Source organism: Streptomyces sp. 351MFTsu5.1 (assembly GCF_000383655.1).
GTDB classification, from domain to species: Bacteria; Actinomycetota; Actinomycetes; order Streptomycetales; family Streptomycetaceae; genus Streptomyces; species Streptomyces griseorubiginosus.
Map to the genome: position 1 here is coordinate 306,418 of NZ_KB911780.1, position 24,195 is coordinate 330,612.

Consider the following 24,195-nt stretch of genomic DNA (forward strand, 5'->3'; position numbering starts at 1 on the left):
TCGCCGCAGGGTACGCGGCAGGGGCGGTCACCGGATCGTGGCCGCCCCCGCCCGCGCAGTTCTGCGCTGCCCGTGCGCTTCTACGCCGCCCGCACCTCGTACGTGGCGATCCGTACCGACTCGTCGTCCAGGCACTGCCCGGTCTCCAGGTCGAAGCGCTGCTTGAGCAGGGGTGAGGCCACGAACGGGCGGCCCTGGTGGGTGCCGGTCAGGCCGCGGGAGAGGACCGCCGCGCCGCCGAAGGGGTCGCGGTTGTCGACGGCGTACAGCCGGCCCGCGCGGTCGCGGAACAGGGCCGCCTGGCGGCCGTCGGGCAGCAGGGCCGCCACGCCGCGGCCGGGCAGCAGCCGGGTCAGGTCGCAGACCGCGAACCAGTCTCCGTCCAGCTGGAGTTGGACCTTCAGGTCGGTGGTCTCGGGTGCCAGGGTCATCGCTGGGCGCTTCCTTCCAGGGGACGGTGGCCGATGGTCAGCAGCGGCAGGTCGGGCTTGATCTGCTCGCGCTCGGGGACGAAGCCGACGACCGGGTCGGGGGTGTCAGGGGCGTTCACGAAGGACACGAACCGGGCGAGCTTCTCGGGGTCGTTGATGGTGGTCGCCCACTCGTCGGCGTAGTGCGCCACGTGGGCCGTCATCAGGGACTCCAGTTCCTCGCAGATGCCGAGGGAGTCCTCCACGACCACGTCACGGACGTGGTCCAGGCCGCCGGGGATGCGCTCCAGCCAGGTCGAGGTGCGCTCCAGACGGTCCGCGGTGCGGATGTAGAACATCAGGAACCGGTCGATCAGCCTGACCAGTTCGGCGTCGGTGAGGTCCTGGGCCAGCAGGTCCGCGTGGCGCGGGGTCGCGCCGCCGTTGCCGCCGACGTAGAGGTTCCAGCCGCTGGAGGTGGCGATCACGCCGAAGTCCTTCGACTGGGCCTCGGCGCACTCGCGGGCGCAGCCGGAGACGGCCGACTTGAGCTTGTGGGGCGACCTGAGCCCCCGGTAGCGCAGCTCCAGGTCGATCGCCATGCGGACCGAGTCCTGGACGCCGTAGCGGCACCAGGTCTGGCCCACGCAGGACTTCACGGTACGGAGGGACTTGCCGTAGGCGTGGCCCGACTCGAAGCCGGCGTCCACCAACCGCGTCCAGATCAGCGGGAGTTGCTCCACCCGCGCGCCGAACATGTCGATCCGCTGGCCGCCCGTGATCTTCGTGTAGAGGCCGAAGTCGCGGGCGATCTCGCCGATCGTGATGAGCCCCTCGGGGGTGATCTCACCGCCGGGGATGCGCGGTACGACCGAGTAGGAGCCGTTCTTCTGGATGTTGGCGAGGAAGTGGTCGTTGGAGTCCTGGAGCGCCGCCTGCTCGCCGTCCAGGACGTAGCCGCTCGCACCGATGGTCGGGGCGAGGGAGGCGATGATCGAGCCGACGGCCGGCTTGCAGATCTCGCAGCCGTCACCGCCCCGGGCGCCGTCGCGGCCGTAACGGTCCAGGAGGTCCTGGTAGGTGTTGATGCGCAGGGCGAGGACGATCTCGTAGAGCTCCTCGCGGGTCTGCGCGAAGCAGCCGCACAGGCCCTTGTCGACCTCGACGCCGGACGCCTCCAGCTCGGCGGTGACCAGCTGGCCGAGCACCTTGACGCAACTGCCGCACGTGGTACCGGCCTTGGTGCACTTCTTCACCTCGGGCACAGTCGTGCAGTTGTGCTCGGTGACCGCCCCGCGGATCGTGCCCTTGCGGACGTTGTTGCAGGAGCAGATGATCGCGTCGTCGGGCAGCGCGGTCGGGCCGAGCTGCACCGACTCCCCGGCACCGGCCGGCAGCACCAGCGACTCGGGCTTGACCGGCGGGACCGAACCGGTGAACGCCTTCAGCGTGCCGTACGCCTCCGCGTCGCCGACCAGGATGCCGCCGAGCAGCGTGCCGTCCCGGCCGATGACCAGCTTCTTGTACAGGCCGGCGCGGGAGTCGGAGTACACGACGTCCAGGCAGTCCGCGGTCGCGCCGTGCGCGTCGCCGAAGGAGGCCACGTCCACGCCGAGCAGCTTCAGCTTGGTCGACAGGTCGGCGCCCAGGAAGGCGGCCTCGTCGGAGGCGATGGTCGCCGCCGCGGTCTCGGCCTGCTCGTAACCGGGGGCCACCAGGCCGTACACCCGGCCGTCGGCGGCCAGCGCGCACTCGCCGATCGCGAACACGTGCGGGTCGGCGACCGTACGGCACTGCTCGTCGACGGTGATGCCGCCGCGCTCGCCGACGGTCAGACCGCAGTCGCGGGCCAGCTGGTCGCGGGGGCGGACACCGGCGCTGAACACCACCAGGTCGGTGGCGAGTTCGGAGCCGTCGGACAGTTTCATGCCGGTGACGGCGCCGTCCTCGTCGACCACGATCTCCTGCGTGCCGACCCCGGTGTGGACGGTCAGGCCCATCCCCTCGATGGTGCGCAGCAGCGCCGCGCCACCGCCCTCGTCGACCTGCACCGGCATCAGCCGCGGCGCGAACTCCACGATGTGGGAGGTGAGTCCGAGACCCTTGAGCGCACCGGCCGCCTCCAGGCCGAGCAGGCCGCCGCCGACCACGGCACCGGTGGTGCGGGTCTTCGCGTACTCCTCGATGGCGAGCAGGTCCTCGATCGTGCGGTAGACGAAACAGCCCCGGGCGTCCTTGTTCGGGACCGGCGGCACGAACGGGTACGAGCCGGTGGCGAGGACGAGGACGTCGTAGTCGAAGACCTGCCCGGACCTGGCCGTGACCTTCTTCGCGGAGCGGTCCACCATGACGGCCGGGTCGCCGACGTACAGCTCGATGCCGTGCGTGTCGATGAACTCCATGTCCGTCATGGAGAGTTCCTCGGGCGTCCTGCCCGAGAAGTACGAGGTGAGCGCGACGCGGTCGTACGCGGGGCGCGGCTCCTCGCAGAGCACGACCACGCGGTGGGTCGCGGTCAGGCCGCGCGTGGCGAGGGCTTCGAGGAAGCGCTGGCCGACCATGCCGTGGCCGACGAGGACGATCGTGGGGGTGGCCTCCGTGGCCTCCGGGGTGGCGGTCATCAGGAGCCTCCATCGTTGGTGAGCAGGTGGAGCAGCGGGCCGCCTGCGGGGAGCGGTTCGGCTCCCTCCCAGGCGCGGGCGAGCGCGCCGACGGTGCCGAGTTCGCCGACGAGGACCCCGCCGACCAGGCGGTCGTCGCGGACGACGACCTTGCGGTAGGTGCCGCGGGTGGCGTCCGCGAGCTGGACGACGTCGTCGCCCGGGAGTGCCTCGGTCTCGCCGAACGCGGCCAGGTCGAAGGCGGTCTGTCCGGTGAGCGTGAGCCGGGTCAGCGAACGGGTGCCGGTGTAGCGTGCGTTCGCGCGTCCCGCCAGCAACTCGGCGAGGGCATCAGCCTGTTCGAGGGCCGGGGTGGCGAGCCCGTAGACGGTGCCGTCGTGCTGGGCGCAGTCCCCGATGGCGTGGATGTGCGGGTCGGAGGTGCGCAGTTCGTCGTCCACGACGATGCCCTTGCGCACGTCCAGACCGGCGGTCTGCGCGAGGCCGACACGGGGGTGGACCCCGCAGGCCAGGACCACGATCTCGGCGTCCAGGGCGTATCCGTCGGCCATCTCGACCGAGCGGACCGCGCCCCCGACACAGCGCACGTCCCGCACCCGCAGGTCGGTGTGGACCTCGACTCCGAGATCCCCGAGGTGGCGCCGGACCAGCCGGGACGCGCTCGGGTCGAGCTGGCGCTCCATCAGCCGCTCGGACTGCTGGGCCAGGATCACCTGGGCCCCGCGCTGGGCGAGCGCGCGGGCCGCGGAGACGCCGAGGAGCCCGCCGCCGATCACGACGGCCTTCACCCCCGGCCGGACCGCTTCGGAAAGCCCCAGGCAGTCGTCCATGGTGCGGAACGCGTGCACGCCCTTGGGCAGTTCGTGGTCCGCGGTGAACAGACCGCGCAGCGGCGGCAGCACCGGGTTGGAGCCGGTGGCCAGGACCAGCGTGTCGTATGCGATCTTCGAACCGTCGGCGCAGGCGACGGTCCGGGCCCCGCGGTCGATGCCGGTGACCCGGGCACGGGTCAGCGCGGCCGGCGCCGGAAGCGCGATCACGTCGGGGGTGTACCGCCCGGCCAGCACCTCGGCCAGGAGCACCCGGTTGTACGGGCGGTGCTCCTCCTCGCCGACGAGCGTCACGGGCGTGCCGAGCTCTCCGAGCCGCCGGGCGAGCCGGACGCCCGCGAGCCCGGCGCCGATCACCACCACACGCGTATTCGAGGTCATGATGTCGAGCCTGCGGTGCGGGTGTTACCCGACCGCATCGCATCTGTTTCCCGTGAGGAACGCTGCCCTCAGCTGCGGTCGGCGCCGGCTGTGAGGGTTCGGCAGGGACGCCGGGGGAGCGCTGTGAGGACGCCCGCGCGCAGGTGGATGCGGCGGTGAGGGGTCCCCGAGCCCAGGTAGGTGCAGGACCCACGAATGGCGTCCCGTAGGGTCACGATCATGCCGGACATATCGCTGACCACGGTCGTTCTCCTGTGCCTCGCGGCTCTCGCGGCGGGCTGGATCGACGCCGTGGTCGGCGGCGGGGGCCTCCTGCTGCTGCCGGTCCTGCTGCTCGGTCTGCCCGCGCACACCCCGGCCGCGCACGCGCTCGGCACCAACAAGGCGGTCGCCATCGTCGGCACCTCGGGGGCCGCGGTGACGTACGCCCGCCGGACACGGGTCGACGTACGGCTCGCCGTCCGCATCGGGATCGCGGCCCTCGCCGGCTCATCGGCGGGCGCGTTCTTCGCGGCCGGGATGAGCACGGAGGTGCTCAAGCCGCTGATCTTGGTCGTGCTGCTGGGCGTCGCCGCCTTCGTGATCCTGCGCCCCGCCTTCGGCACCGCCCCCGCGACCGGCCCGGCCAACCGCCGCCAGGTCCTCGCCGCGATCGGCCTGGCCGGCCTCGGCATCGGGTTCTACGACGGTCTGATCGGCCCCGGCACCGGCACCTTCCTCGTCCTCACCCTCACCGCGGTCCTCCACCTGGACCTCGTCACCGCCTCCGCCACCGCGAAGATCGTCAACTGCTGCACCAACGCGGGAGCACTCGCGATGTTCGCCTGGCAGGGGGCCGTCCTGTGGCAGCTCGCCGCGCTCATGGCCGTGTTCAACCTCGCCGGCGGCACCCTCGGCGCGCACACCGCGCTGAAGAAGGGCAGCGGGTTCGTCCGGGTCGTGCTGCTCGCCGTCGTCTTCGCGCTGGTCGCGAATATTGCGTACGAACAGTGGCTCGCCTGACGTTACGGTGACGCCGTGACGACTCAGGTGATCGTGCTCAACGGCGGCTCCAGCTCCGGCAAGTCGGGCATCGCCCGCTGTCTCCAGGCGGTCCTGCCCGAGCCCTGGCTGGCCTTCGGGATCGACGGGTTCGTGGACTCGATGCCGGCCGCGCTCCAGTCCTCGGACGAGGGCATCGACGTCACGGCGGACGGCGGGGTGAGCGTCGGCGAGGAGTTCGCACGGCTGGAGGCGGCCTGGCGGGCCGGGGTCGCCGCCACGGCATGGGCGGGTGCCCGGGTGATCGTCGACGACGTGTTCCTGGGCGGTGCGCACTCCCAGGAGCGGTGGCGCAAGAGCCTCGACGGCCTGGACGTGCTGTGGGTCGGCGTGCGCTGCGACGCCGAGGTCGCCGCGGGCCGGGAGATCGTGCGGGGCGACCGGGCGCGGGGGATGGCCGAGAAGCAGGCGGAGCTCGTCCACCAGGGCGTGAGCTACGACCTGGAGGTGGACACCACCCGCACCGAGGCCCTGGTGTGTGCGCGAACCATCGCGGAGGCGGTCGCGGGCGGCACCCCGTGAGCGGGGCACCCTGAGCCGTGAGCGGCACCGCGCGAGCGTCCGTCAGCGGCTCCCCGTCAGATGCGCGAACACCACCACGTTCCCCCGGTAGCCGGTCGCGCGTGAGTAGCCGCCGCCGCAGGTGATCACCCGCAGTTCGGGCCGGGCCGCCGCCCCGTACACCTTCTCGTCGGGGAAGCCCTTGGCGTCGTACACCTCGACCGCGTCCACCGTGAACACCGCCACGCTGCCGTCGCGCCGGTCCACCTCGATCGCACTGCCCTTGCGGAGGGCGCCGAGGTCGTAGAAGACGGCGGGCCCCTCGGCGTTGTCCACGTGCCCGGCGACGATCGCGGTGCCCTTCTCGCCGGGAGTGGTGCCGGCCTCGTACCAGCCGGCCAGGTTCTTCTTCGCGGCCGGCGGGACGTCGAGACTGCCGGTGCGGGTGAGGGCGAGGCCCATCAGGGGCGCGTCCACCCGGATCGAGGGGACGCGGATGCGGTCCGGCGGGGACGGCGGCAGCGCGGGCGCCGCGTCCCGCCCGGCGCCACCGCCCCGGGCGGACCGCGCCTGGGCGGCCGACGGCTGCGGCGGGGCGTGCGTCTCGTTGCCGCTGTGCAGCAGCCACGCGCCGCTGCACAGGGCCATCACGGTCACCCCGGCTATCGCGGTGTTCCCGAGTCCTCGGTTGCGCACAGGACCTCCTCTACGGCCGGCCTGCCCGTCCCCCTCCGGGCCGCGAGGGGCGTCGGACCCGGAGGGGGAGGGGACATGCGGTACCGGCGGACGGACAGCGGAGGGTGTCCGTCACATCCCGTCGCCTCTCGCCCGGCGATGCAGGAGCCAGGTACCGCCCGCGGCGGCGACGGCGAGAGCCGCCACGCCGCCCGCGGTCTGCACGGGGTCGGGGCCGAGCGCGCCACCGACCCCCGTCTTCACACTTCCCCGGGGATGCACCGGCTGCCGCTGCGAGGTCAGCGTCACCACCAGGTCACCGGTCACCCGCCGCCCGCTCTGCGCGCAGGTCGCGACGATCTCGTACGTTCCCGGCTGCGCGCTCGGCGGCACCCGGAACCCTCCGGTCGTGTCGCCGCCGTGCGTGCTGGGCGCCAGCGTGAACGGGCCCGCGCCCACCGCGCTGGCGTCACCGGCCGCCGCACCGTCGTCGCCGCACGCCGCCGTGGTCACGGTGACCTGCCCGCCCGGCACCACCGAGGACGGGAGGACCCCCAGTCCCCCCGCGTCCTCGGCGTGGGCCGGCGCGCAGACGAGTCCCGCAGCGGCGACGGCGAGCGCGCTGCCGGTGAGCAGGCGGACGGTGGTGCGCATGGTGCTCCCTCGAGCTCTCGGGTGGGGATCCCTGTGCCTTCGAGGTAAGTGGCAGTGAGCCCGGACCGCTTCCTGAGGGGACGTCAGAAATACGGTGAACGGGTGTCAGATCCGCGCGCGGCTCGGTGGGGTGGCCGGAGTTTCAGCAGGTCACCGCCGTACGGCGGAGGGGTCGCGGTCGAGAACCGGAAGGGTGCGGCACGCGCGTGTGAACGGGTGACGCTCCCGGCGCCGCGCTCGCTTGACCTCAACTTTGGTCGAGGTATCAGGCTGTCCTCCATGCAGACAGACACCGCTCACACGGACACCGCTCACACGGACACCGCTCACACAGGCACCGCTCCGCTTCGCGTCGCCCTCGTCATCGGCAGCAACCGGCACGGCCGCTTCGGCCCGGTCGTCGCCGACTGGCTTCTCGGCCACCTGCGCGACCGTGACGACCTGGTCGCCGAGGTCGTGGACGTGGCCGAGGCCGACCTGCCCATGTCGTTCGCCTCCCCTCCGGCGCCCTCCGCCGTCACCCCGAAACTCGCGTCGGCCGACGCGTTCGTGGTCCTCACCCCCGAGTACAACCACTCCTTCCCGGCGGGCCTGAAGAACCTCGTCGACTGGCACGTCACCGAGTGGCAGGCCAAGCCGGTGGCCCTCGTCTCCTACGGCGGCGTCTCGGGCGGGCTCCGGGCCGTGGAACACCTGCGCCAGGTCTTCGCCGAGCTGCACGCGGTGACGGTGCGGGACACGGTGAGCTTCCACAACGCCGGTTCGTCGTTCGAGGACGGCCGCCCGAAGGACCCCTCGGGACCGGACGCGGCGGCGAAGACGATGCTGGACCAGCTGGTGTGGTGGGGCAGGGTGCTGAGGGAGGGGAGGGCGGCGACGCCCTACGCCCGGTGAGGCCCGGCCGGACGCCCTCGACGTCGGTCAGTGACCGGCGAGCGCCTCGTCGATCGCCCGCTGTCCCGTCTCCGCCAGGACCGGGTTCTTCCCGCCCCGGTAGTAGTGCACCGCGCCCACGCCCCAGCACAGGGCCCACGCGCGTCCCCGTTCCCAGGTGGCGTCGTCGAACTCCGCCGCCTCCCGGAACAGCCGGCGGCTCTCGCCGGTGAACACGGTCCAGGCCGGCAGGGTGTCCGCGGTGGGCTCCCCGATGCCGAGGCAGCCGAAGTCGATGACGGCGGTGAGACGGCCGTCCACGGTGAGCAGGTTGCCGGGGAGCAGGTCGGCGTGCAGCCAGACCGGCGCGCCGTCCCACCCGGGCAGCCGGCCGGCCTCGTCCGCGAGGGCGGTCGCACGGTCCACGTCCAGAAGGCCGGCGGCGCCGAGGTCCTGGATCGCCTGCCGGGTGCCGTCGTCGAAGAGGTGCAGGGGCCCGGGGCGGTAGGAGGCCGGCCCGCCGGTCGCGTCGACCGTCCGCAAGGCGGTGACGAACCGCCCCAACTCCACCGCGGCGTCGGTGAGTTCGGTGAGAGGTGAGTCGTGGGCGTTGTCCCCGTCCAGCCACCGGTACACGCCCCAGGGCAGTGCGTACCCCCGGCCGGGCTCCCCCTTGGCCAGCGGCTCCGGCACCGCGAGCGGAAGCCGGGGTGCCAGCAGGGGCAGCCACCGGTGCTCGAACTCCACCTGGTGCCCGCCGCCGGGCAACCGCGGCAGCCGTACGACCATGTCGTCCCCGAGCCGGAACATCGCGTTGTCCGTCCCGGCCGACTCGACGCGGGAGACGGGGAGTTGGCCCCAGCGCGGAAACTGGTCGGCGATCAGCCCGCGCACCAGCTCCGTGTCGATGTCGAGCTCGTCGGCGTGCATCTTCGTGGGGGACGACATGGGGCTCCGGGGGGAGGGGGCGGGCATCGGCGGTGGAGCGTATCCACGGGGCGGAACCCGCGGCCATCGCTTTTTCCCGGCCCCGGCACGTGGTTCAGCCCGCGCCGCCGGACGAGAACCGCTCCGCGAGGGCCCGGTGTCGCGCCGCCGCCTGCCTGGCCTCGGCGGACGTGACCGCAGACCCCGGCAGGGTGCCGATGCGCTCGATCTCGTCGGCGAAGCGCACGTGCTCGGCGCGGGCGTGCTCCCGGCAGGCCAGACACGTCACCCGGTCCGGCCGCGGCGAGGTCATGGCGTACGGCACCTTCAGCCCGCACCCGGTGCCGACGACGCTCGGCAGGTCCCCGGCGATCCCGAACGTGGCCGCGAGCATGGTGCGGACGGCCGCCTCGCCGCGCACCACCTTCGCCTCGACATGGATGTGCGGATCGTCCACGCCCACCTTCCGCCTCCTTCCGTCACGGGGACGGCCGCCCCGGACTCCGGGGCGGCCGCGTCACACGTCGTGGGACGACGGAACGTCAGTTCACGTTCACCGCGCTCCAGGCCGCCGCCACCGCGTTGTACTCGGCGCTGCCCGTGCCGTACAGGTCCTTCGCCGCGTTCAGGGTGGCCGTGCGCGCCCCCGCGTAGTTCGTCGAGGACGTCATGTAGACCGTCAGCGCCCGGTACCAGATCGCGCCCAGCTTGTCCCGGCCGATGCCGGTGACCGTGGAGCCGTTGGAGGTGGGGGAGTTGTAGCTGACGCCGTTGATGGTCTTGGGGCCGCTGCCCTCCGCGAGCAGGTACGCGAAGTGGTTGGCGACCCCGGAGGAGTAGTGGACGTCGAGGTTGCCCACCGAACTGCTCCACGCGTCCTCGGAGTTGCCGTCCTTGGAGGGCTTGTCCATGTAGCGCAGGGCGTCCCGGCCGAACCCGGAGCGGACGATCTTCTCGCCGATCAGGTAGTCACCGGCGTCCGAGGAGTTGCCCGCGTAGAACTCCACCAGGCTGCCGAAGATGTCGGAGGTCGCCTCGTTGAGCCCGCCGGACTCGCCGGAGTACGTCAGCGCCGCCGTCTTCGACGTCACGCCGTGCGACATCTCGTGCCCCGCCACGTCCAGCGACACGAGCGGGCCGAGCTGCGTCCCGTCACCGTCGCCGTACGTCATGCAGAAGCAACTGTCGTCCCAGAAGGCGTTGTTGTAGGCGTTGCCGTAGTGGACGCGGTTGTAGGAGCCCTTGCCGTCGCCGCCGATGCCGTTCCGCCCGTGGACGTTCTTGTAGTAGTCCCAGGTGACGTCGGTCCCGTACTGCGCGTCCACCGCCGCCGTGGCCCGGTCCGAAGTCGCCCCCGTGCCCCAGTGGTTGTCGGCGTCGGTGAACAGGGTCGCGGGGGCCCGGCTGAAGCAGATGTTCAGGAAGCACAGGTCCGTCTTGTTGGCGGCGTCCCCGGTGTAGGTGTTCCCGCGCGTCGCGTCCTTGAGCTGGTACGTCGATCCGGACTGGGTCGTGTTCAGCGCGACCGTGCCGCTGTACAGCGACTTCCCGTCTCCGGCGGCCTGTTCGATGCTGTCCCAGGCGTCGATCTGGGCCCCCGTGCGGGCGTCGGTGAGGACGGTCCGGGCGACCGGGTTGCCGAGCGAGTCCTGGGCGGCCGCGTTCGTCCGCCAGGCCAGCTTCGGCGCCCCGTGCAGGGCGTCGACGACCAGCTGCGGCTTGGCGGTGAGCTTCTTCAGCGTCTCGCCGAGGTTGGCCGCCTTGAGCGCGTTCGCCGCGAGGTCGGCGGCCTTGGGGGCGGACAGGGCGGGGGTGACGCTCGACAGGGAGATGGCGGATCTCGTGGCGCGGGAGGAGCTCCTGTACGCCCCGTCGGGTGCCAGGTGGACGACGAAGTCACCGCCCAGAACGGGCAGTTGACGGTAGGTGCGGTCGTAGCGGACGTGCTGGGTGCCGTCGGGGTCGACGATCACGTCACGGACCTTGGTGCGCTGTGCGGAGGTGAGGCCCAGTGCCGAGGCCTGGTCGGCCAGGACGGACGCCGCGTTGTCGAGCGCGGTGGCCCTGGTGGGCCGCTCGGCGGCTCCTGCGGCGGGGGAGAGGGCGGCGGCCAGCAGGGTGGCTGCGGTGGCGGCCACTCCGGCGGTGGCGAGCCGGCGGGAACGGGCACCTCGGACGTACGGCCGTATCCGACTCATCGGTCTCCTCAGAACGGCGCCAGTGGGGCGCGTGGGGGTGGCGCGGACGTTGACGAAGATTTAAGAGGCCATGACAAGCCGTGTCCATACCGCGTCACGTGCAGGTGTGTGAGGGGAGAGAATCGTTTCTGTGACCCCTGCACGACTCCCGTTCTTCGTCTACGGCACCCTTCGCCCCGGCGAGGTCAACCACGACCTCTTCCTGCGCGGCCGCGTCCGCTCCGAGGAACCGGGCCGGCTGCCCGGAGCCCTGCTCTACGACGGCCCCGGGTACCCGTACGTCGTCGAGGAGCCGCAGGGCGGACCGGTGTGCGGGGAGCTCGTCACCGCGGACCCCGGGGAGTACGACGAACTGCTCACCGCTCTCGACGAGTTGGAGGAGTACCGCCCGGGAGACCCGCGCAACCTCTACGAACGGGTCGCACGCGAGGTCGTGCGCGTCGCCGACGGGACGCCCGTGCGCGCGTGGGTGTACGTGGCCGCGCCCGCCGTCGCCGTACGCCTGCGGGCGCGGGGAAGTCTGATCGGGAGCGGCGACTGGCTCACCCGGCGCCCTACCCTCGCACCGCCTCCAACCGCACCGCGCACGCCTTGAACTCCGGCATCCGTGACGTCGGGTCCAGCGCCGGGTTGGTGAGGGTGTTGGCGCGGCCCTCGCCGTACCAGTGGAAGGGCATGAAGACGGTGTCGGGGCGGATGCCGGGCGTGATGCGGGCCGGGGCCACGGCCCGCCCGCGCCGCGAGACCACGGCCACCGGATCGCCCTCGCCGGCCCCGAGCCGCTCCGCGAGCCGCGGGTGCAGCTCCACGAACGGCCCCGGCGCGGCGGCGTTCAGCTCGTCCACCCGCCGGGTCTGCGCGCCGGACTGGTACTGCGCCACGACCCTCCCGGTCGTCAGCAGCACCGGGTACTCCGCGTCGGGCTCCTCCGCGGCCGCCCGGTGCGAGACCGGGACGAAGCGGGCCCGGCCGTCGGGGTGGGCGAAACGGTCCAGGAAGAGCCGCGGGGTGCCGGGGTGCGCAGCGGTGCCCTCCGCCGGGGAGGGCCCTGCTGTGGTGTTCCCGGTCGGGGAGGGCTCCGCTGTGGTGTTCCTGGTCGGGCCGGGCCCCGCCGCCGTGTCTTCGCTCGGGCCGGCCCCCGTCGCAGTGTCCTCCGTCGGGCAGGGCCAGAACACCCCGTTCTCCTCGGCGAGCCGCCGGTACGTGATCCCGGAGTAGTCCGCCGGACCGCCCGCGCTCGCCCGCCGCAGCTCCTCGAAGACCTCCTCGGGGTCGGTCGGGAAGCCCTTCTCCACCCCGAGCCGGTCGGCGAGTTCGTGCAGGACCTCCAGGTCGCTGCGGATGCCGTCCGGGGGCGTGATCGCCTTGCGGCGCAGCAGCACCCGCCCCTCCAGGTTGGTCGTCGTGCCCGTCTCCTCGGCCCACTGCGTCACGGGCAGCACCACGTCCGCGAGGGCGGCCGTCTCCGACAGCACCACGTCACAGACGGCAAGGAAATCAAGGGACTTGATGCGCTCCTCGATGTGCGCGGCACGCGGCGCCGACACCACCGGGTTGGACCCCATCAGCAGCAGTGACCTGATGTCCGTGCCGAGCGCGTCGAGCAACTCGTAGGCGCTGCGCCCCGGTCCGGGCAGCGAGTCGGGGTCCACGCCCCACACCTCGGCGACATGGGCCCGCGCCGCCGGGTCGTCCAGCTTGCGGTAGCCGGGCAACTGGTCGGCCTTCTGGCCGTGTTCACGCCCGCCCTGTCCGTTGCCCTGCCCGGTCAGACAGCCGTATCCGCTGGACGGCCGTCCCGCGCGCCCGGTCGCCAGGCACAGGTTGATCCAGGCGCTCACGGTGTCGGTGCCCTTGGACTGCTGCTCAGGCCCGCGCGCGGTGAGCACCATCGCGGCCTCCGGCTCGCAGAACAGCCGTACCGTCTCACGGAGTTGGGGAACCGGCACACCGGTGATCCGTTCGACGTACTCCGGCCAGTGGGCCATCGCGGCAGCCCGCGCGTCCTCCCAGCCGACCGTGCGCTCACGGACGTACTCCTCGTCGACCCGGCCCTCCGCCACCACCAGGTGCAGCAGACCCAGCGCGAGGGCGAGGTCGGTGCCGGGCCGCGGCATCAGATGCAGGTCGGCCTGCTCGGCGGTCCTGGTCCGGCGCGGGTCGATGACGATCAGGGTGCCGCCGCTCTCCTTCAGCTCGGTGAAGAACCGCAGGGCGGGCGGCATGGTCTCGGCGAGGTTGGAGCCGACGAGGATCACACAGCCGGACTTCGGGATGTCCTCCAACGGGAAGGGCAGCCCGCGGTCCAGGCCGAAGGCCTTCATGCCGCCGGCCGCCGCGGACGACATGCAGAAGCGGCCGTTGTAGTCGATCTGCGAGGTGCCGAGGACGACCCGGGCGAACTTGCCGAGCGTGTACGCCTTCTCGTTGGTGAGGCCGCCCCCGCCGAAGACCCCGCACGCGTCCGGGCCATGTTCCGAGCGCGTGCGGGCCAGCCCCCCGGCGATCCGGTCCAGTGCCTCGTCCCAGGTCGCGGGCACGAGTGTGCCGCCGGAGCGCACCAACGGGGAGGTCAGGCGCACCCGGGAGGACAGCACCGCGGGCGCCGTACGGCCCTTGCCGCACAGTGCGCCCCGGTTCACCGGGAAGTCCGCGCGCTCACCGACCTCGACGGTCCCGTCCGGGGCGGGGGTCAGGTTCATCCCGCACTGGAGGGCGCAGTACGGGCAGTGCGTGGGCGTCGGGGAGTTCGGCATGTCTCTCAGCGTGCTTCGGCCGTGTTACGCCGGGGACGGCCCCGTGTTACGCACCCAAGACGGCGACCTCCTCTCCGGCGCCGGGAAGCCGTGAGGCACGGACTCGTCCGCCCGGTGGTCGCCGCCGGACGGTACGGAAGGTGCCTGCGATGTGAAAGACACCACATGTGGCGCGTTTTCTCGCGTAGTTGGCCGGTCACGCCTTGTTGAGAGTTGAAAAACCGCTACTACAGTCGAGCGCGGATCCAGCTTGGCGCCAGGCACCCCGTCATGCGAGAAGCCAGCCAGGAGGTTCCCCCGGCATGTCTCTGCGCCCGCTGACCCCCCGCGACCACCACCTCTTCCGGGCCTACGGCCACGGTCCCGCCGTCCCTGTACCCGACCCGCTCGTCCACCGCGCCGTCGAACGCCGGGCCGCAGCGGCCCCGCACGCCGTGGCGGCGGAACACGCGGGAGCGACGATCACCTACGGCGAGCTCGACCGGTACGCCGACGCGCTCGCCGCCCGCCTGATCCGTGAGGGCGTACGGCCCGGCGACCACGTCGGACTCTTCGTACGCCGTTCCGTCCCGATGCTCGTCGGCCTGCTCGGCATCCTGAAGGCGGGCGCCGCCTACGTCCCCCAGGACATCGGCCTCACCCCCGCGCCCCAGCTCGCCCATGTGATCGGCGCGGCCGGCACCCGGATCGTCCTCACCGTCGCCGAGCACGCGGCCCGCGTCCCCCGGGGCCCGCACGTGATCACCCTCGACGAACCGCTGCCGTACGAGCCGGCCGGCGCACCCGCACGGGCCGTCCGCCCGGACGACGGCTGCTACGTCCTGTTCACCTCGGGCACCACCGGCCGCCCCAACGGCGTGATGGTGACCCACCGCAACGTGGCCAACCTCCTCCTCACCGAACCGGGCGGCCTCGGCATCCGCCCCGGCGACCGGGTGGCCCAGCTCCTGAACGTGGCCTTCGACATGGCGGCCTGGGAGATCCTCGGCTGCCTCACCCACGGCGGCACCCTCGTCATCCGCGGCCGGGACCTCACGGCCACGGCCAGGACCGCCGACGTCCTGATCGCCACCCCGACCGTGCTGTCCGGGATCGACCCGGCCGCCTGCCCGCGCGTCCGCACGGTCGCCGTCGCCGGGGAGCCCTGCCCGCGCCCGCTCGCCGACCGCTGGGCCGCGCGGGCCGCCTTCCACAACTGCTGCGGCCCCACCGAGACGACCATCGTCAACACCATGAGCCGCCACGACCCGAAGGCTCCGCTGCTGACCATCGGCCGCCCGACCCCCAACAACACGGTCTACGTCCTCGACGCCGACCGGCGTCCGCTGCCCATCGGGGCGGTCGGCGAGATGTGGGCGGGTGGCGCCTGCGTCTCGGCGGGCTATCTGGACAACCCGGCGCTGAACGCCGAGCGCTACGCCCCCGATCCCTTCCTCGGCGGCGATCACCGCATGTTCCGCACCCGGGACCTCGGCCGCTGGACCGCCGACGGGCAGCTCGAACACCTCGGCCGCACCGACGACCAGGTCAAGGTCCGCGGCTTCCGTATCGAACTCGACTCCGTCTCCTCTGTCCTGGAGTCCGTCGAGGGCTGCGCCCGAGCGGTCACCCTCAGGCAGGACGCCCGCACCCTGGTCTCCTTCGTCTGCCCGGCGGACGTCGACCCCGACCGGGCCCGGCGGGCGGTCGCGGACGCGCTGCCGTACTACTGCGTCCCCGAAAATGTCATGCCCCTGCCATTCCTGCCGGAGACGGACCGCGGCAAGATCGACAAGGCGGCCCTGCTGCGGCTGGCCCTGCACGGCGAGTCCCTTCAGGGGGCGGTCCGATGACCACGTCCCTCGACCGGGACACGGTCGACCTCCCCCCGCTGCTCCCCGGCGTCCGGCGACTGCTCAAGCACCCGCGCCTGATGCACTACAACCGGCTGGCCGCCCTGGTGGTCGCCGCGAACCTCGGCTTCCTGTACGCCGGTTGGGCGCCCACTCCGGCGACCATGGGCCGCGCGGCCCTCGTCAACCTGGCCCTGGCCGTGCTCGTCCGCCAGCAGTACGTCGTCAACCTCTTCTTCAGGCTGGCCACTCGGCCCCCGACGAGCTGGCCGCTGCGGATCCGCTGGACGCTCGGGAAGGTGTACCACTTCGGCGGACTGCACGTGGGCGGAGCACTGGCAGGCACGGCCTGGTTCCTTGCCCTGACGATCGCCACCCCCGACGGCCCCCTCATGACGGTCGGTTGGACACTGATCGCCCTCCTGGCGCTCGTCGTCGCCACCGCCCTGCCGCCTTTCCGCTCCCGTCACCACGACCACTTCGAGAAGATCCACCGCTTCGGCGGCTGGACCGCCCTGGTCCTCTTCTGGACGCACACGCTCCTCGCCGCCCACGGCCCCTTCGAGGTGACCGTCCTCGCGGTCGTCACCTTCAGCGTGGCCCTGCCCTGGCTGCGGCTGCGCAAGGTCGCCATACGCCTCGAACGACCGTCCCCGCACGTGGTGCTGGCCCGCTTCGACCACGGCGAGACCCCCTTCGCCGGCTCCTCCACCGCGATCAGCCGCAGTCCACTGAGGGAGTGGCACTCCTTCGCCAACGTCCCCGCCCCCGGCGAGCCCGGCTTCCGGCTCACCATCTCCCGGGCCGGCGACTGGACCGGCGCCTTCATCGACGACCTGCCGCCGAAAGTCTGGGTCAAGGGCATCACCACCGCCGGGGTCGCCAACATCGAGACCCTGTTCACGAAGGTGGTGTACGTGGCGACCGGCAGCGGCATCGGCCCCTGTCTGCCCCACCTCCTCGCCGCCGAGGTGCCCTCCCGCCTGGTCTGGGCCACCCGCGACCCCCGCACCACCTACGGCGACGCCCTGGTCGACGAGATCCTCGCCGTCCAGCCGCACGCCCTGGTCTGGGACACCTCCCGGCACGGCAAACCCGACATGGTGCGCCTCGCCTACGAGGCCTACCGGGACTTCGGGGCCGAGGCCGTCATCTGCATCTCCAACAAGAAGCTCACCTGGCAGGTGGTGCACGGCCTGGAACGGCGGGGCATCCCGGCGTACGGCGCGATCTGGGACTCGTAGAGAGGGACGACGATGAACCACCTGAAGCTCGAACGGCACGGCGCGGTCGTGACCGTACGCCTGCACCGTCCGCATGTGCGCAACGCGCTCAGTTCCGCGCTGCTGGCCGAACTCCTTGACACCCTGCGCCCGTTGGACACCGATCCGGAGGTGGGCTGCTTCGTCGTCACCGGCTCGGAGCGGGTCTTCGCGGCGGGCGCCGACATCAGGGAGATGGCCGGGAAGTCGGCCGTGGAGATGGCGGAGGAGGATTACTTCGCCGACTGGGAGGAGTTCGCCGACCTGCGCACCCCGAAGATCGCCGCCGTCAACGGCCCCGCGCTGGGCGGCGGTTGCGAACTGGCGATGATGTGCGACCTCGTCATTGCGGGGGAGTCCGCGGTCTTCGGGCAACCCGAGATCAAGCTGGGCGTGATCCCCGGCATCGGCGGCACCCAGCGCCTGACCCGGCTGGTCGGCAGGGCCACGGCGATGGACCTGGTCCTCACCGGGCGCACGATGGACGCGCGGGAGGCGGGGCGCTGCGGCCTCGTCTCCCGGGTCGTACCGGACGACCGGGTCCTGCCGGAGGCCCTGGAGGCGGCGGCCACCATCGCCTCGTACGGGCGCACGGCGGTCCGGGCGGCCCGTGAGTGCGTGAACCAGTCCCTGGAGACGGGCCTGCGGGACGGCATCCGCTTCGAACGCCGGGTCTTCCACGCCCTGTTCGCGACCGCGGACCAGAAGGAGGGCATGACCGCGTTCCTGGAGAAACGCGCCCCACGCTTCACCGGCCGGTGACGGCGGACCCGGGTGCGGGACGTGTCACGCCCGCACCCGGGTCCCGTCCGCCCTGTGGCACGAGGTGCACCTCCGACGCTCAGCGCGCGGAGGCCAGCGCGTTCGTCACGCCCGGCTCCTTCGGGCCGAGGAACCGTGGGTCCGGACGGAACACCGCGTCCAGAGCCGCCTTGCCCGCCGCGAAGATCTCCCGGGTGCCGCCGTAGTACCAGGTGACGTCGTGCTTGGCGGACACGCTGACGCCGTACGAGGAGATCCCCGCCGCCTCGCAGAGCGCGACCGCGCGCCGGATGTGGAAGCCCTGACTGATCAGCACCGCCCTGTCCACGCCGAAGATCTTCCGGGCCCGGACGCACGAGTCCCAGGTGTCGAAGCCCGCGTAGTCGCTGACGATCCGGGTGTCCGGGACGCCGTGCCGGGTCAGGTAGGCGCGCATGGCGTCGGGCTCGTCGTAGTCCTCGCGGCTGTTGTCCCCGGTGACGAGGACGGCCCTGATCCGCCCGTCCCGGTACAGCGTCGCCGCCGCGTCGAGCCGGTGGGCGAGGTACGGCGACGGCTCGCCGTCCCACAGCCCGGCCCCGAACACGACGGCCACGTCGGTACGGGGCGCGTCGGCCGCCGTCCCCAGCCGGCCCTGCGTCGAGACGTACAGCCACGTCGACGGCAGCAACGCGAGCACACACCCCGCCATCACGGCCTGCACCAGCCTGCGCCGCCCGGCACGCGTGCGGGGCAGACGCGGGCGGCGCACCTTCGGCAGTCGCATCGGACGGTCCCTCCCGGTCGTCTTTCCGACAACCAGGACGTCCCGCCGGACGGTCCGGTTCGCCCACCCCGACGTGACCAGACTCACTCACCACCGCGAAAACGCAGGTCACACGACCTCACACGGCGCCCCCGCGGACCGTGAAGCCCCTGAAAGGCCACGTTATTGCCGTGAAACGGGGAGGCAACCTCCAACCGCCACCATCACTGCATGAACCGGATCAGCAGCCAGCCCGGCCTCGTCTCCCTCGACGACAGGCGCCGCCCCGAGCCGCCCGCCCTCGTCCTGGTGGCCCACGGCAGCCGCGACCCGCGCACCCTCGCCACGGTTCACGACCTCCTCGACCAGGTCCGCGACCGGCGCCCCGGCCTGCCGGTCCACCTGGGCCACATCGAGCTCAACGAACCCCTCCTGCCGGACACGCTGGCCTCCCTGGGTACGGCGGAGGCGGTCCTGGTCCCGCTGCTCCTCTCCCGCGGCTACCACGTGAAGCGCGACATCCCCGAGATGGCGGCCGCCTCCCGGGCACGCACGCGCGTGGCCGCTCCACTGGGCCCGCATCCCCTTCTGGTGGACACCCTGCACGCCCGTCTGGTGGAAGCGGGCTGGCACACCGGGACGGACGAGGAGACCCGACGCGAGAGCGCGGTCGTCCTGGCGTCGGCAGGTTCCCGGGACCCGGAGTCGGCCGCGGACACCCGCCGCACGGCCCAGCTCCTGTCCGACCGCCTGGGCGTCCCGGTGGTCCCGGCGTACGCCTCGGCGGCGACCCCGACGGTCGAGACGGCGATCAGGGCGCTGACGGCAAGGGGCCGCCACAGGGTCGCGGTCGCCTCGTACTTCACAGCTCCGGGCCTGTTCGCGAGGCAGTGCGCGGAGAAGGCCCCGTGGATCGCATCAGCGCCCCTGGGCACGCACCCCGCAATGACGGACCTGATCCTGCACCGCTACGACCAGGTCACCGACCTGAGGGGCACGGGGCTGTGTCAACTTGCGGCTCCGCCGCGGGGCGCGACCAGCCACAAACTGCCCGCACTCGCCATATAACCGGAACCCGGCAGCCGCACCGGCGAATTGTCGGTACCTGCCCGTACTGTCAAGACATGCCGTACGACCCGCAGTCCACCGAACGCTGGGCCCCCGAACCCGACAAGCGCCCCGGCCGCACCGCCTTCCAACGCGACCGCGCCCGCATCCTCCACTCCGCCGCACTCAGAAGGCTCGCCGGCAAGACGCAGGTCGTCACACCGGGCTCCCTCAGCCAGGTCTGGGACGCCAGCCCCCGCACCCGCCTCACCCACTCCCTGGAATGCGCCCAGGTCGGCCGTGAGCTCGGCGCGGCCCTCGGCTGCGACCCGGACCTCGTGGAGGCCGCCTGTCTCGCCCACGACCTCGGCCACCCCCCGTTCGGTCACAACGGCGAACAGGCGCTGAACGAGTTCGCCGACGACTGCGGCGGCTTCGAGGGCAACGCCCAGTCCCTGCGGCTCCTCACCCGCATCGAGCCCAAACGCTTCACCGAGGAGGGCTCGGTGGGCCTGAACCTCACGCGGGCCACCCTCGACGCGGCCACCAAGTACCCCTGGGCGCGCGGCGCGCACGGCACCCGGAAGTTCGGCGTGTACGAGGACGACCGTCCCGTCTTCGACTGGATCCGCAAGGACGCCCCCGACACCCGCACCACCTTCGAGGCCCAGGTCATGGACTGGTCCGACGACGTGGCGTACTCCGTGCACGACGTCGAGGACGGGCTGCACGCCGGCCACATCGACCCCGGCAGCCTGCACGCCGAACCGGAACGCGCGGCCGTCTTCGAGGTGGCCCTCGGCCGGTACGTCCCCGCCGACACCGACCCGGCGGAGCTCGCGGCGGCCCTCGACCGGCTCCAGGACCAGGAGTGGTGGCCGCACGGCTACGACGGCTCCGCCGTCGCCCAGGCCCGCCTCAAGGACGCCACCAGCCAGCTCATCGGCCGCTTCTGCCTGTCCGCCGAGGCCGCCACCCGCGAGCGGTACGGCACCGGGCGGCTCACCAGATACGGCGCCGAGCTCGTCGTACCGCACGAGACCCGGCTTGAGTGTGCGGTCCTCAAGGCCGTCGCCGACCGGTACGTCATGCAGCGCGCCGAGCAGGAGCGGCTGCGGGCCGACCAGCGCATCGTGGTCGCGGAACTCGCCGAGGCGCTCACCGTCCGCGCCCCGGACGGGCTCGACCCGCAGTTCCGGGCACTGTTCGACCAGGCGTCCGACGACCGTGCCCGCAAGCGGGTGATCGTCGACCAGATCGCGTCCCTCACCGACGCGTCGGCGCGCTCGCTTCATGCGCGTCTCATGGGGCACGTGTAGAAAGCACGCGACAGGAGTGACGGGAAACGAGCCCGAAGGTGACCCTCCGTGGCCTGATCGGGCCACTCCCTCTTCCCCCCTCACGCTCCGTGCGGGAGGCTCCAAGGTGGCGGCACCCTTACGAGGAGGCATCAAGTGGTCGACGCGGATCAGACTTTTGTCATCGTGGGAGGAGGTCTCGCCGGGGCGAAGGCGGCCGAGACGCTCCGCACGGAGGGCTTCACCGGCCGCGTGATACTGATCTGCGACGAACGCGACCACCCCTACGAGCGCCCGCCGCTCTCCAAGGGCTACCTCCTCGGCAAGGAGGAGCGCGACAGCGTCTTCGTCCACGAACCCGCCTGGTACGCGCGCAACGACATCGAGCTGCACCTGGGCGAGACCGTCGACGCCATCGACCGTACGGCGAAGACGGTCCGCTTCGGCGAGGACGGCACCGTCGTCCACTACGACAAGCTGCTTCTGGCCACCGGCGCCGAACCCCGCCGGCTGGACATTCCCGGCACCGACCTGGCCGGCGTCCACCACCTGCGGCGCCTCGCCCACGCCGAGCGCCTCAAGGGCGTCCTGGCGGCGCTCGGCCGGGACAACGGCCACCTCGTGATCGCCGGTGCCGGCTGGATCGGCCTGGAGGTCGCGGCGGCGGCCCGGGAGTACGGCGCCGAGGTCACCGTCGTCGCCTCCTCGTCCACCCCGCTGTACTCGGTGCTCGGCCCCGAGCTCGGCAACGTCTTCGCGGAGCTGCACCGCGAGCACGGCGTCCGCTTCCACTTCGGGGCGAGACTGACCGAGATCGTCGGACAGGACGGCATGGTCCTCGCCGCCCGCACCGACGACGGCGAGGAGCACCCGGCGCACGACGTCCTCGCGGCGGTCGGCGCGGCCCCGCGGGTCGCCCTCGCGGAGCAGGCGGGTCTCGAGCTGGTGGACCGGGCGCACGGCGGCGGCATCGCGGTGGACGAACAACTGCGCACCTCCGACCCGGACATCTACGCGGCCGGTGACGTGGCCTCCTTCCACCACGCCCTCTTCGACACCCGGCTGCGGGTCGAGCACTGGGCCAACGCCCTCAACGGCGGCCCGGCGGCGGCCCGCGCGATGCTGGGCCGCCAGGTGACGTACGACCGGGTGCCCTATTTCTTCTCCGACCAGTACGACCTGGGCATGGAGTACAGCGGCTGGGCACCCCCGGGCTCCTACGACGAAGTGGTGATCCGGGGAGACGCCGGCAAGCGCGAGTTCATCGCGTTCTGGGTGAAGCAGGGCCGTGTGCTGGCCGGGATGAACGTCAACGTGTGGGACGTCACGGAGCCGATCCAGGGACTGATCCGGTCCGGGACCCGGGTGGACACCGAGGCGCTGGCGGACCCGCACGTTCCGCTCGAAAGCCTCGTCCCGTAGGTGTCAGTCCGTCCCCGTAGACTTCACGCGTGGCAGGACGGATCAACGACGAGGACGTGAAGGCGGTACGGGACGCGGTCCCGATCGACGCCGTGGTGTCCGAGTACCTCCAGCTGCGCAACGCGGGTGGCGGCAACCTCAAGGGGCTGTGCCCCTTCCATGACGAGAAGTCGCCGTCCTTCCAGGTCAGTCCGAGCAAGGGACTCTTCCACTGCTTCGGCTGCCAGGAGGGCGGCGACACCATCACGTTCGTGATGAAGGTCGACCACCTCACCTTCTCGGAGTCGGTCGAGCGCCTCGCCGCCCAGGCCGGCATCACCCTGCGCTACGAGGAGGGCGGCTACAACCCCGCCCACCAGCGCGGCGAGCGCATCCGCCTGGTCGAGGCCCACAAGATCGCCGCCGACTGGTACATGGAGCAGCTCGCCACCAGTCCGGAGGCCGACACCGGCCGCCAGTTCCTCGCCGAGCGCGGCTTCGACCAGGCCGCCGCCGCGCACTTCTCCGTCGGCTACAGCCCGCAGGGCTGGGACCACCTCACCCGCTTCCTGCGCGGCAAGGGCTTCAGCGACAAGGAGATCCTGCTCTCCGGTCTCGCCCAGGAGGGCCGCCGCGGTCCCATCGACCGCTTCCGGGGCCGCCTGATGTGGCCCATCCGCGACATCGGCGGAGACGTCGTCGGCTTCGGCGCGCGCAAGCTCTACGAGGCGGACAACGGCCCGAAGTACCTCAACACGCCCGACACCGCGATCTACAAGAAGTCCCAGGTCCTCTACGGCATCGACCTCGCCAAGAAGGACATCGCCAAGGCGTCCCGCGCGGTCGTCGTCGAGGGCTACACCGACGTCATGGCCTGCCACCTCGCCGGTGTGACGACCGCCATCGCGACCTGCGGCACCGCCTTCGGCGGCGACCACATCAAGATCCTCCGCCGCCTGCTGATGGACAACGGCTCGGCCCGTGTGATCTTCACCTTCGACGGCGACGCGGCCGGCCAGAAGGCGGCCCTGCGCGCCTTCGAGGACGACCAGAAGTTCGCCGCCGAGACGTACATCGCCATCGCCCCCGACGGCATGGACCCCTGCGACCTGCGCCTCGCCAAGGGCGACGACGCGGTCGCCGACCTCGTCGAACCCCGCACCCCGCTCTTCGAGTTCGCGCTGCGCCAGATCGTCGTCCGCTACGACCTCGACACCCCGGCGGGCCGGGCCGCCGCCCTCGACGAAGCGGCCCCCATCGTGGCCCGCATCAAGAACAGCGGCGCCCAGCACGAGGTCGCCGTCCAGCTCGCCGGCATGCTCGGCATCCTCGACACCCAGTTCGTCGTCAAGCGGGTGGCCCAGCTGGCCCGTTGGGCCCGCGACCGCGGCGGCAAGGGCCCGGCCCCGCAGGGACGCGGCCCGCAACAACCGTCGTACGACGGAGCCCACCGTCCCGCCGTCTCCGGCCCCGCCCTCACCCTGCGCAACCCCGTCTACGCCACCGAGCGCGAGCTGCTCAAGCTCGCCCTCCAGCGCCCCGAGCTGGTCTCCCCGGCCTTCGACGCGTACGGCGTCGACGAGTTCACCGCCCCGCCCTACGCCGCCGTACGCCAGGCCATCATGGACGCGGGCGGCGCCGAGTACGGCGTCCAGGACTCCCAGGACTACCTGGTCCGGGTCCGCGAGGCCGCCCCCGACGACGCGGTCCGCGCCATGGTCACCGAGCTGGCCGTGGAGGCGATCATGCGGCGGATCGTCGACGAGAACTACGCCGGCGAACAGCTGGTCTGGGTCCGCCGCCGTGCCGTCGACCGCCGCATCCAGGAGGTCCAGGGCACCCTGATCCGCCTGGGCACCGGCGGCGACCCCGCCCACCTGGCCGCCGTGCAGAACGAACTGTGGGTCCTCCAGCAGTACGGCCAGGCACTCCGCGAGCACGGGGCCTCCGCCCTCTGACAAACCCTACGGCGGGGTAACCA

The 24,195-nt window shown here is 72.3% G+C and carries 21 protein-coding genes; 11 read left to right on the forward strand and 10 right to left on the reverse strand.

Features of this window, described 5'->3' with window-relative positions:
* Positions 1 to 80 precede the first annotated feature (80 nt).
* Genes nirD through H295_RS0115825 form a run of 3 tightly spaced genes read right to left on the reverse strand, consistent with a single transcriptional unit; the run spans position 81 to position 4,242 of the window.
* Positions 81 to 431, reverse strand: a complete 351-nt coding sequence (gene nirD, locus H295_RS0115815; protein WP_020136307.1) for a nitrite reductase small subunit NirD — start codon at positions 429 to 431, stop codon at positions 81 to 83.
* Positions 428 to 3,031 (reverse strand): nitrite reductase large subunit NirB, encoded by a 2,604-nt coding sequence (gene nirB, locus H295_RS0115820; protein ID WP_020136308.1) that lies wholly within the window; start codon positions 3,029 to 3,031, stop codon positions 428 to 430. The genes nirD and nirB overlap by 4 nt, the downstream gene beginning before the upstream one ends.
* Positions 3,031 to 4,242 carry an NAD(P)/FAD-dependent oxidoreductase gene (locus H295_RS0115825; RefSeq protein WP_043217518.1) on the reverse strand — a complete coding sequence of 404 codons (1,212 nt, stop codon included), beginning with the start codon at positions 4,240 to 4,242 and terminating at the stop codon, positions 3,031 to 3,033. The genes nirB and H295_RS0115825 overlap by 1 nt, the downstream gene beginning before the upstream one ends.
* 219 nt (positions 4,243 to 4,461) lie before the next feature.
* On the opposite strand from H295_RS0115825, the gene H295_RS0115830 reads away from it, so the two are divergent.
* A complete protein-coding gene (locus H295_RS0115830; RefSeq protein WP_028809405.1) occupies positions 4,462 to 5,244 on the forward strand; it encodes a sulfite exporter TauE/SafE family protein in 783 nt (260 codons plus the stop codon).
* A gap of 15 nt (positions 5,245 to 5,259) precedes the next feature.
* On the forward strand, positions 5,260 to 5,805 hold the full coding sequence (gene cpt / locus H295_RS0115835) for a chloramphenicol phosphotransferase CPT (RefSeq protein ID WP_020136311.1): 546 nt from the start codon (positions 5,260 to 5,262) through the stop codon (positions 5,803 to 5,805).
* Between the two features lie 42 nt (positions 5,806 to 5,847).
* On the opposite strand, the gene H295_RS0115840 is transcribed toward cpt, so the two are convergent.
* Both H295_RS0115840 and H295_RS0115845 read right to left on the reverse strand, forming a co-directional pair.
* Positions 5,848 to 6,480, reverse strand: a complete 633-nt coding sequence (locus H295_RS0115840) for a class F sortase (RefSeq protein ID WP_020136312.1) — start codon at positions 6,478 to 6,480, stop codon at positions 5,848 to 5,850.
* A gap of 111 nt (positions 6,481 to 6,591) precedes the next feature.
* A complete protein-coding gene (locus H295_RS0115845) occupies positions 6,592 to 7,113 on the reverse strand; it encodes a hypothetical protein (protein WP_020136313.1) in 522 nt (173 codons plus the stop codon).
* Between the two features lie 279 nt (positions 7,114 to 7,392).
* Between H295_RS0115845 and H295_RS0115850 the strand changes: the two genes are divergently transcribed.
* Positions 7,393 to 8,007: an NADPH-dependent FMN reductase gene (locus H295_RS0115850; protein WP_020136314.1), complete on the forward strand. Its 615-nt coding sequence runs from the start codon at positions 7,393 to 7,395 to the stop codon at positions 8,005 to 8,007.
* A gap of 27 nt (positions 8,008 to 8,034) precedes the next feature.
* On the opposite strand, the gene H295_RS0115855 is transcribed toward H295_RS0115850, so the two are convergent.
* The 3 genes from H295_RS0115855 to H295_RS0115865 form a co-directional block, all read right to left on the reverse strand.
* Complete coding sequence (locus H295_RS0115855) at positions 8,035 to 8,934, reverse strand: aminoglycoside phosphotransferase family protein (protein ID WP_020136315.1); 900 nt, start codon at positions 8,932 to 8,934, stop codon at positions 8,035 to 8,037.
* Positions 8,935 to 9,028: 94 nt separating this feature from the next.
* A complete protein-coding gene (locus tag H295_RS0115860; RefSeq protein WP_020136316.1) occupies positions 9,029 to 9,376 on the reverse strand; it encodes a hypothetical protein in 348 nt (115 codons plus the stop codon).
* Between the two features lie 79 nt (positions 9,377 to 9,455).
* Positions 9,456 to 11,111 (reverse strand): M4 family metallopeptidase, encoded by a 1,656-nt coding sequence (locus tag H295_RS0115865; RefSeq protein WP_020136317.1) that lies wholly within the window; start codon positions 11,109 to 11,111, stop codon positions 9,456 to 9,458.
* A 130-nt stretch (positions 11,112 to 11,241) separates the two neighbouring features.
* On the opposite strand from H295_RS0115865, the gene H295_RS43265 reads away from it, so the two are divergent.
* A complete protein-coding gene (locus H295_RS43265) occupies positions 11,242 to 11,706 on the forward strand; it encodes a gamma-glutamylcyclotransferase family protein (protein ID WP_020136318.1) in 465 nt (154 codons plus the stop codon).
* Here the strand turns inward: H295_RS43265 and H295_RS0115875 are convergent.
* Positions 11,666 to 13,867 (reverse strand): molybdopterin oxidoreductase family protein, encoded by a 2,202-nt coding sequence (locus tag H295_RS0115875; protein ID WP_020136319.1) that lies wholly within the window; start codon positions 13,865 to 13,867, stop codon positions 11,666 to 11,668. The two genes, H295_RS43265 and H295_RS0115875, sit on opposite strands and share 41 nt — an antisense overlap.
* A gap of 302 nt (positions 13,868 to 14,169) precedes the next feature.
* Between H295_RS0115875 and H295_RS43270 the strand changes: the two genes are divergently transcribed.
* From H295_RS43270 to H295_RS0115890, 3 genes are read left to right on the forward strand one after another with little or no spacing between them, the layout of a single operon-like run.
* Positions 14,170 to 15,699 (forward strand): amino acid adenylation domain-containing protein, encoded by a 1,530-nt coding sequence (locus H295_RS43270; RefSeq protein ID WP_020136320.1) that lies wholly within the window; start codon positions 14,170 to 14,172, stop codon positions 15,697 to 15,699.
* The gene (locus tag H295_RS0115885) at positions 15,696 to 16,943 is read left to right on the forward strand and encodes a membrane protein (protein ID WP_020136321.1); all 1,248 of its coding nucleotides are present in this window, start codon (positions 15,696 to 15,698) and stop codon (positions 16,941 to 16,943) included. The genes H295_RS43270 and H295_RS0115885 overlap by 4 nt, the downstream gene beginning before the upstream one ends.
* Before the next feature lie 12 nt (positions 16,944 to 16,955).
* The gene (locus H295_RS0115890) at positions 16,956 to 17,723 is read left to right on the forward strand and encodes an enoyl-CoA hydratase-related protein (protein WP_020136322.1); all 768 of its coding nucleotides are present in this window, start codon (positions 16,956 to 16,958) and stop codon (positions 17,721 to 17,723) included.
* Positions 17,724 to 17,802: 79 nt separating this feature from the next.
* Here H295_RS0115890 and H295_RS0115895 read toward each other — a convergent pair whose 3' ends face one another.
* Positions 17,803 to 18,489 (reverse strand): SanA/YdcF family protein, encoded by a 687-nt coding sequence (locus tag H295_RS0115895; protein ID WP_020136323.1) that lies wholly within the window; start codon positions 18,487 to 18,489, stop codon positions 17,803 to 17,805.
* Between the two features lie 210 nt (positions 18,490 to 18,699).
* Here H295_RS0115895 and H295_RS0115900 point away from each other — a divergent pair, with 210 nt between their 5' ends.
* From H295_RS0115900 to dnaG, 4 genes are all read left to right on the forward strand, one after another.
* Positions 18,700 to 19,536: a sirohydrochlorin chelatase gene (locus tag H295_RS0115900; RefSeq protein ID WP_020136324.1), complete on the forward strand. Its 837-nt coding sequence runs from the start codon at positions 18,700 to 18,702 to the stop codon at positions 19,534 to 19,536.
* Between the two features lie 56 nt (positions 19,537 to 19,592).
* The gene (locus tag H295_RS0115905; protein WP_020136325.1) at positions 19,593 to 20,834 is read left to right on the forward strand and encodes a deoxyguanosinetriphosphate triphosphohydrolase; all 1,242 of its coding nucleotides are present in this window, start codon (positions 19,593 to 19,595) and stop codon (positions 20,832 to 20,834) included.
* A 135-nt stretch (positions 20,835 to 20,969) separates the two neighbouring features.
* A complete protein-coding gene (locus tag H295_RS0115910) occupies positions 20,970 to 22,235 on the forward strand; it encodes an NAD(P)/FAD-dependent oxidoreductase (protein WP_020136326.1) in 1,266 nt (421 codons plus the stop codon).
* Between the two features lie 29 nt (positions 22,236 to 22,264).
* Positions 22,265 to 24,172, forward strand: coding sequence for a DNA primase (gene dnaG, locus H295_RS0115915; RefSeq protein WP_020136327.1), 1,908 nt, complete (start codon positions 22,265 to 22,267; stop codon positions 24,170 to 24,172).
* Positions 24,173 to 24,195 lie beyond the last annotated feature (23 nt).

Bases quoted from the DNA above. Each gene is read 5' to 3' on its own strand.
- nirD (WP_020136307.1), bottom strand. From the start codon at position 431: ATGACCCTGGCACCCGAGACCACCGACCTGAAGGTCCAACTCCAGCTG.
- nirB (WP_020136308.1), bottom strand. From the start codon at position 3,031: ATGACCGCCACCCCGGAGGCCACGGAGGCCACCCCCACGATCGTCCTC.
- H295_RS0115825 (WP_043217518.1), bottom strand. From the start codon at position 4,242: ATGACCTCGAATACGCGTGTGGTGGTGATCGGCGCCGGGCTCGCGGGC.
- H295_RS0115830 (WP_028809405.1), top strand. From the start codon at position 4,462: ATGCCGGACATATCGCTGACCACGGTCGTTCTCCTGTGCCTCGCGGCT.
- H295_RS0115845 (WP_020136313.1), bottom strand. From the start codon at position 7,113: ATGCGCACCACCGTCCGCCTGCTCACCGGCAGCGCGCTCGCCGTCGCC.
- H295_RS0115850 (WP_020136314.1), top strand. From the start codon at position 7,393: ATGCAGACAGACACCGCTCACACGGACACCGCTCACACGGACACCGCT.
- H295_RS0115855 (WP_020136315.1), bottom strand. From the start codon at position 8,934: ATGTCGTCCCCCACGAAGATGCACGCCGACGAGCTCGACATCGACACG.
- H295_RS0115865 (WP_020136317.1), bottom strand. From the start codon at position 11,111: ATGAGTCGGATACGGCCGTACGTCCGAGGTGCCCGTTCCCGCCGGCTC.
- H295_RS0115875 (WP_020136319.1), bottom strand. From the start codon at position 13,867: ATGCCGAACTCCCCGACGCCCACGCACTGCCCGTACTGCGCCCTCCAG.
- H295_RS43270 (WP_020136320.1), top strand. From the start codon at position 14,170: ATGTCTCTGCGCCCGCTGACCCCCCGCGACCACCACCTCTTCCGGGCC.
- H295_RS0115885 (WP_020136321.1), top strand. From the start codon at position 15,696: ATGACCACGTCCCTCGACCGGGACACGGTCGACCTCCCCCCGCTGCTC.
- H295_RS0115890 (WP_020136322.1), top strand. From the start codon at position 16,956: ATGAACCACCTGAAGCTCGAACGGCACGGCGCGGTCGTGACCGTACGC.
- H295_RS0115895 (WP_020136323.1), bottom strand. From the start codon at position 18,489: ATGCGACTGCCGAAGGTGCGCCGCCCGCGTCTGCCCCGCACGCGTGCC.
- H295_RS0115900 (WP_020136324.1), top strand. From the start codon at position 18,700: ATGAACCGGATCAGCAGCCAGCCCGGCCTCGTCTCCCTCGACGACAGG.
- H295_RS0115905 (WP_020136325.1), top strand. From the start codon at position 19,593: ATGCCGTACGACCCGCAGTCCACCGAACGCTGGGCCCCCGAACCCGAC.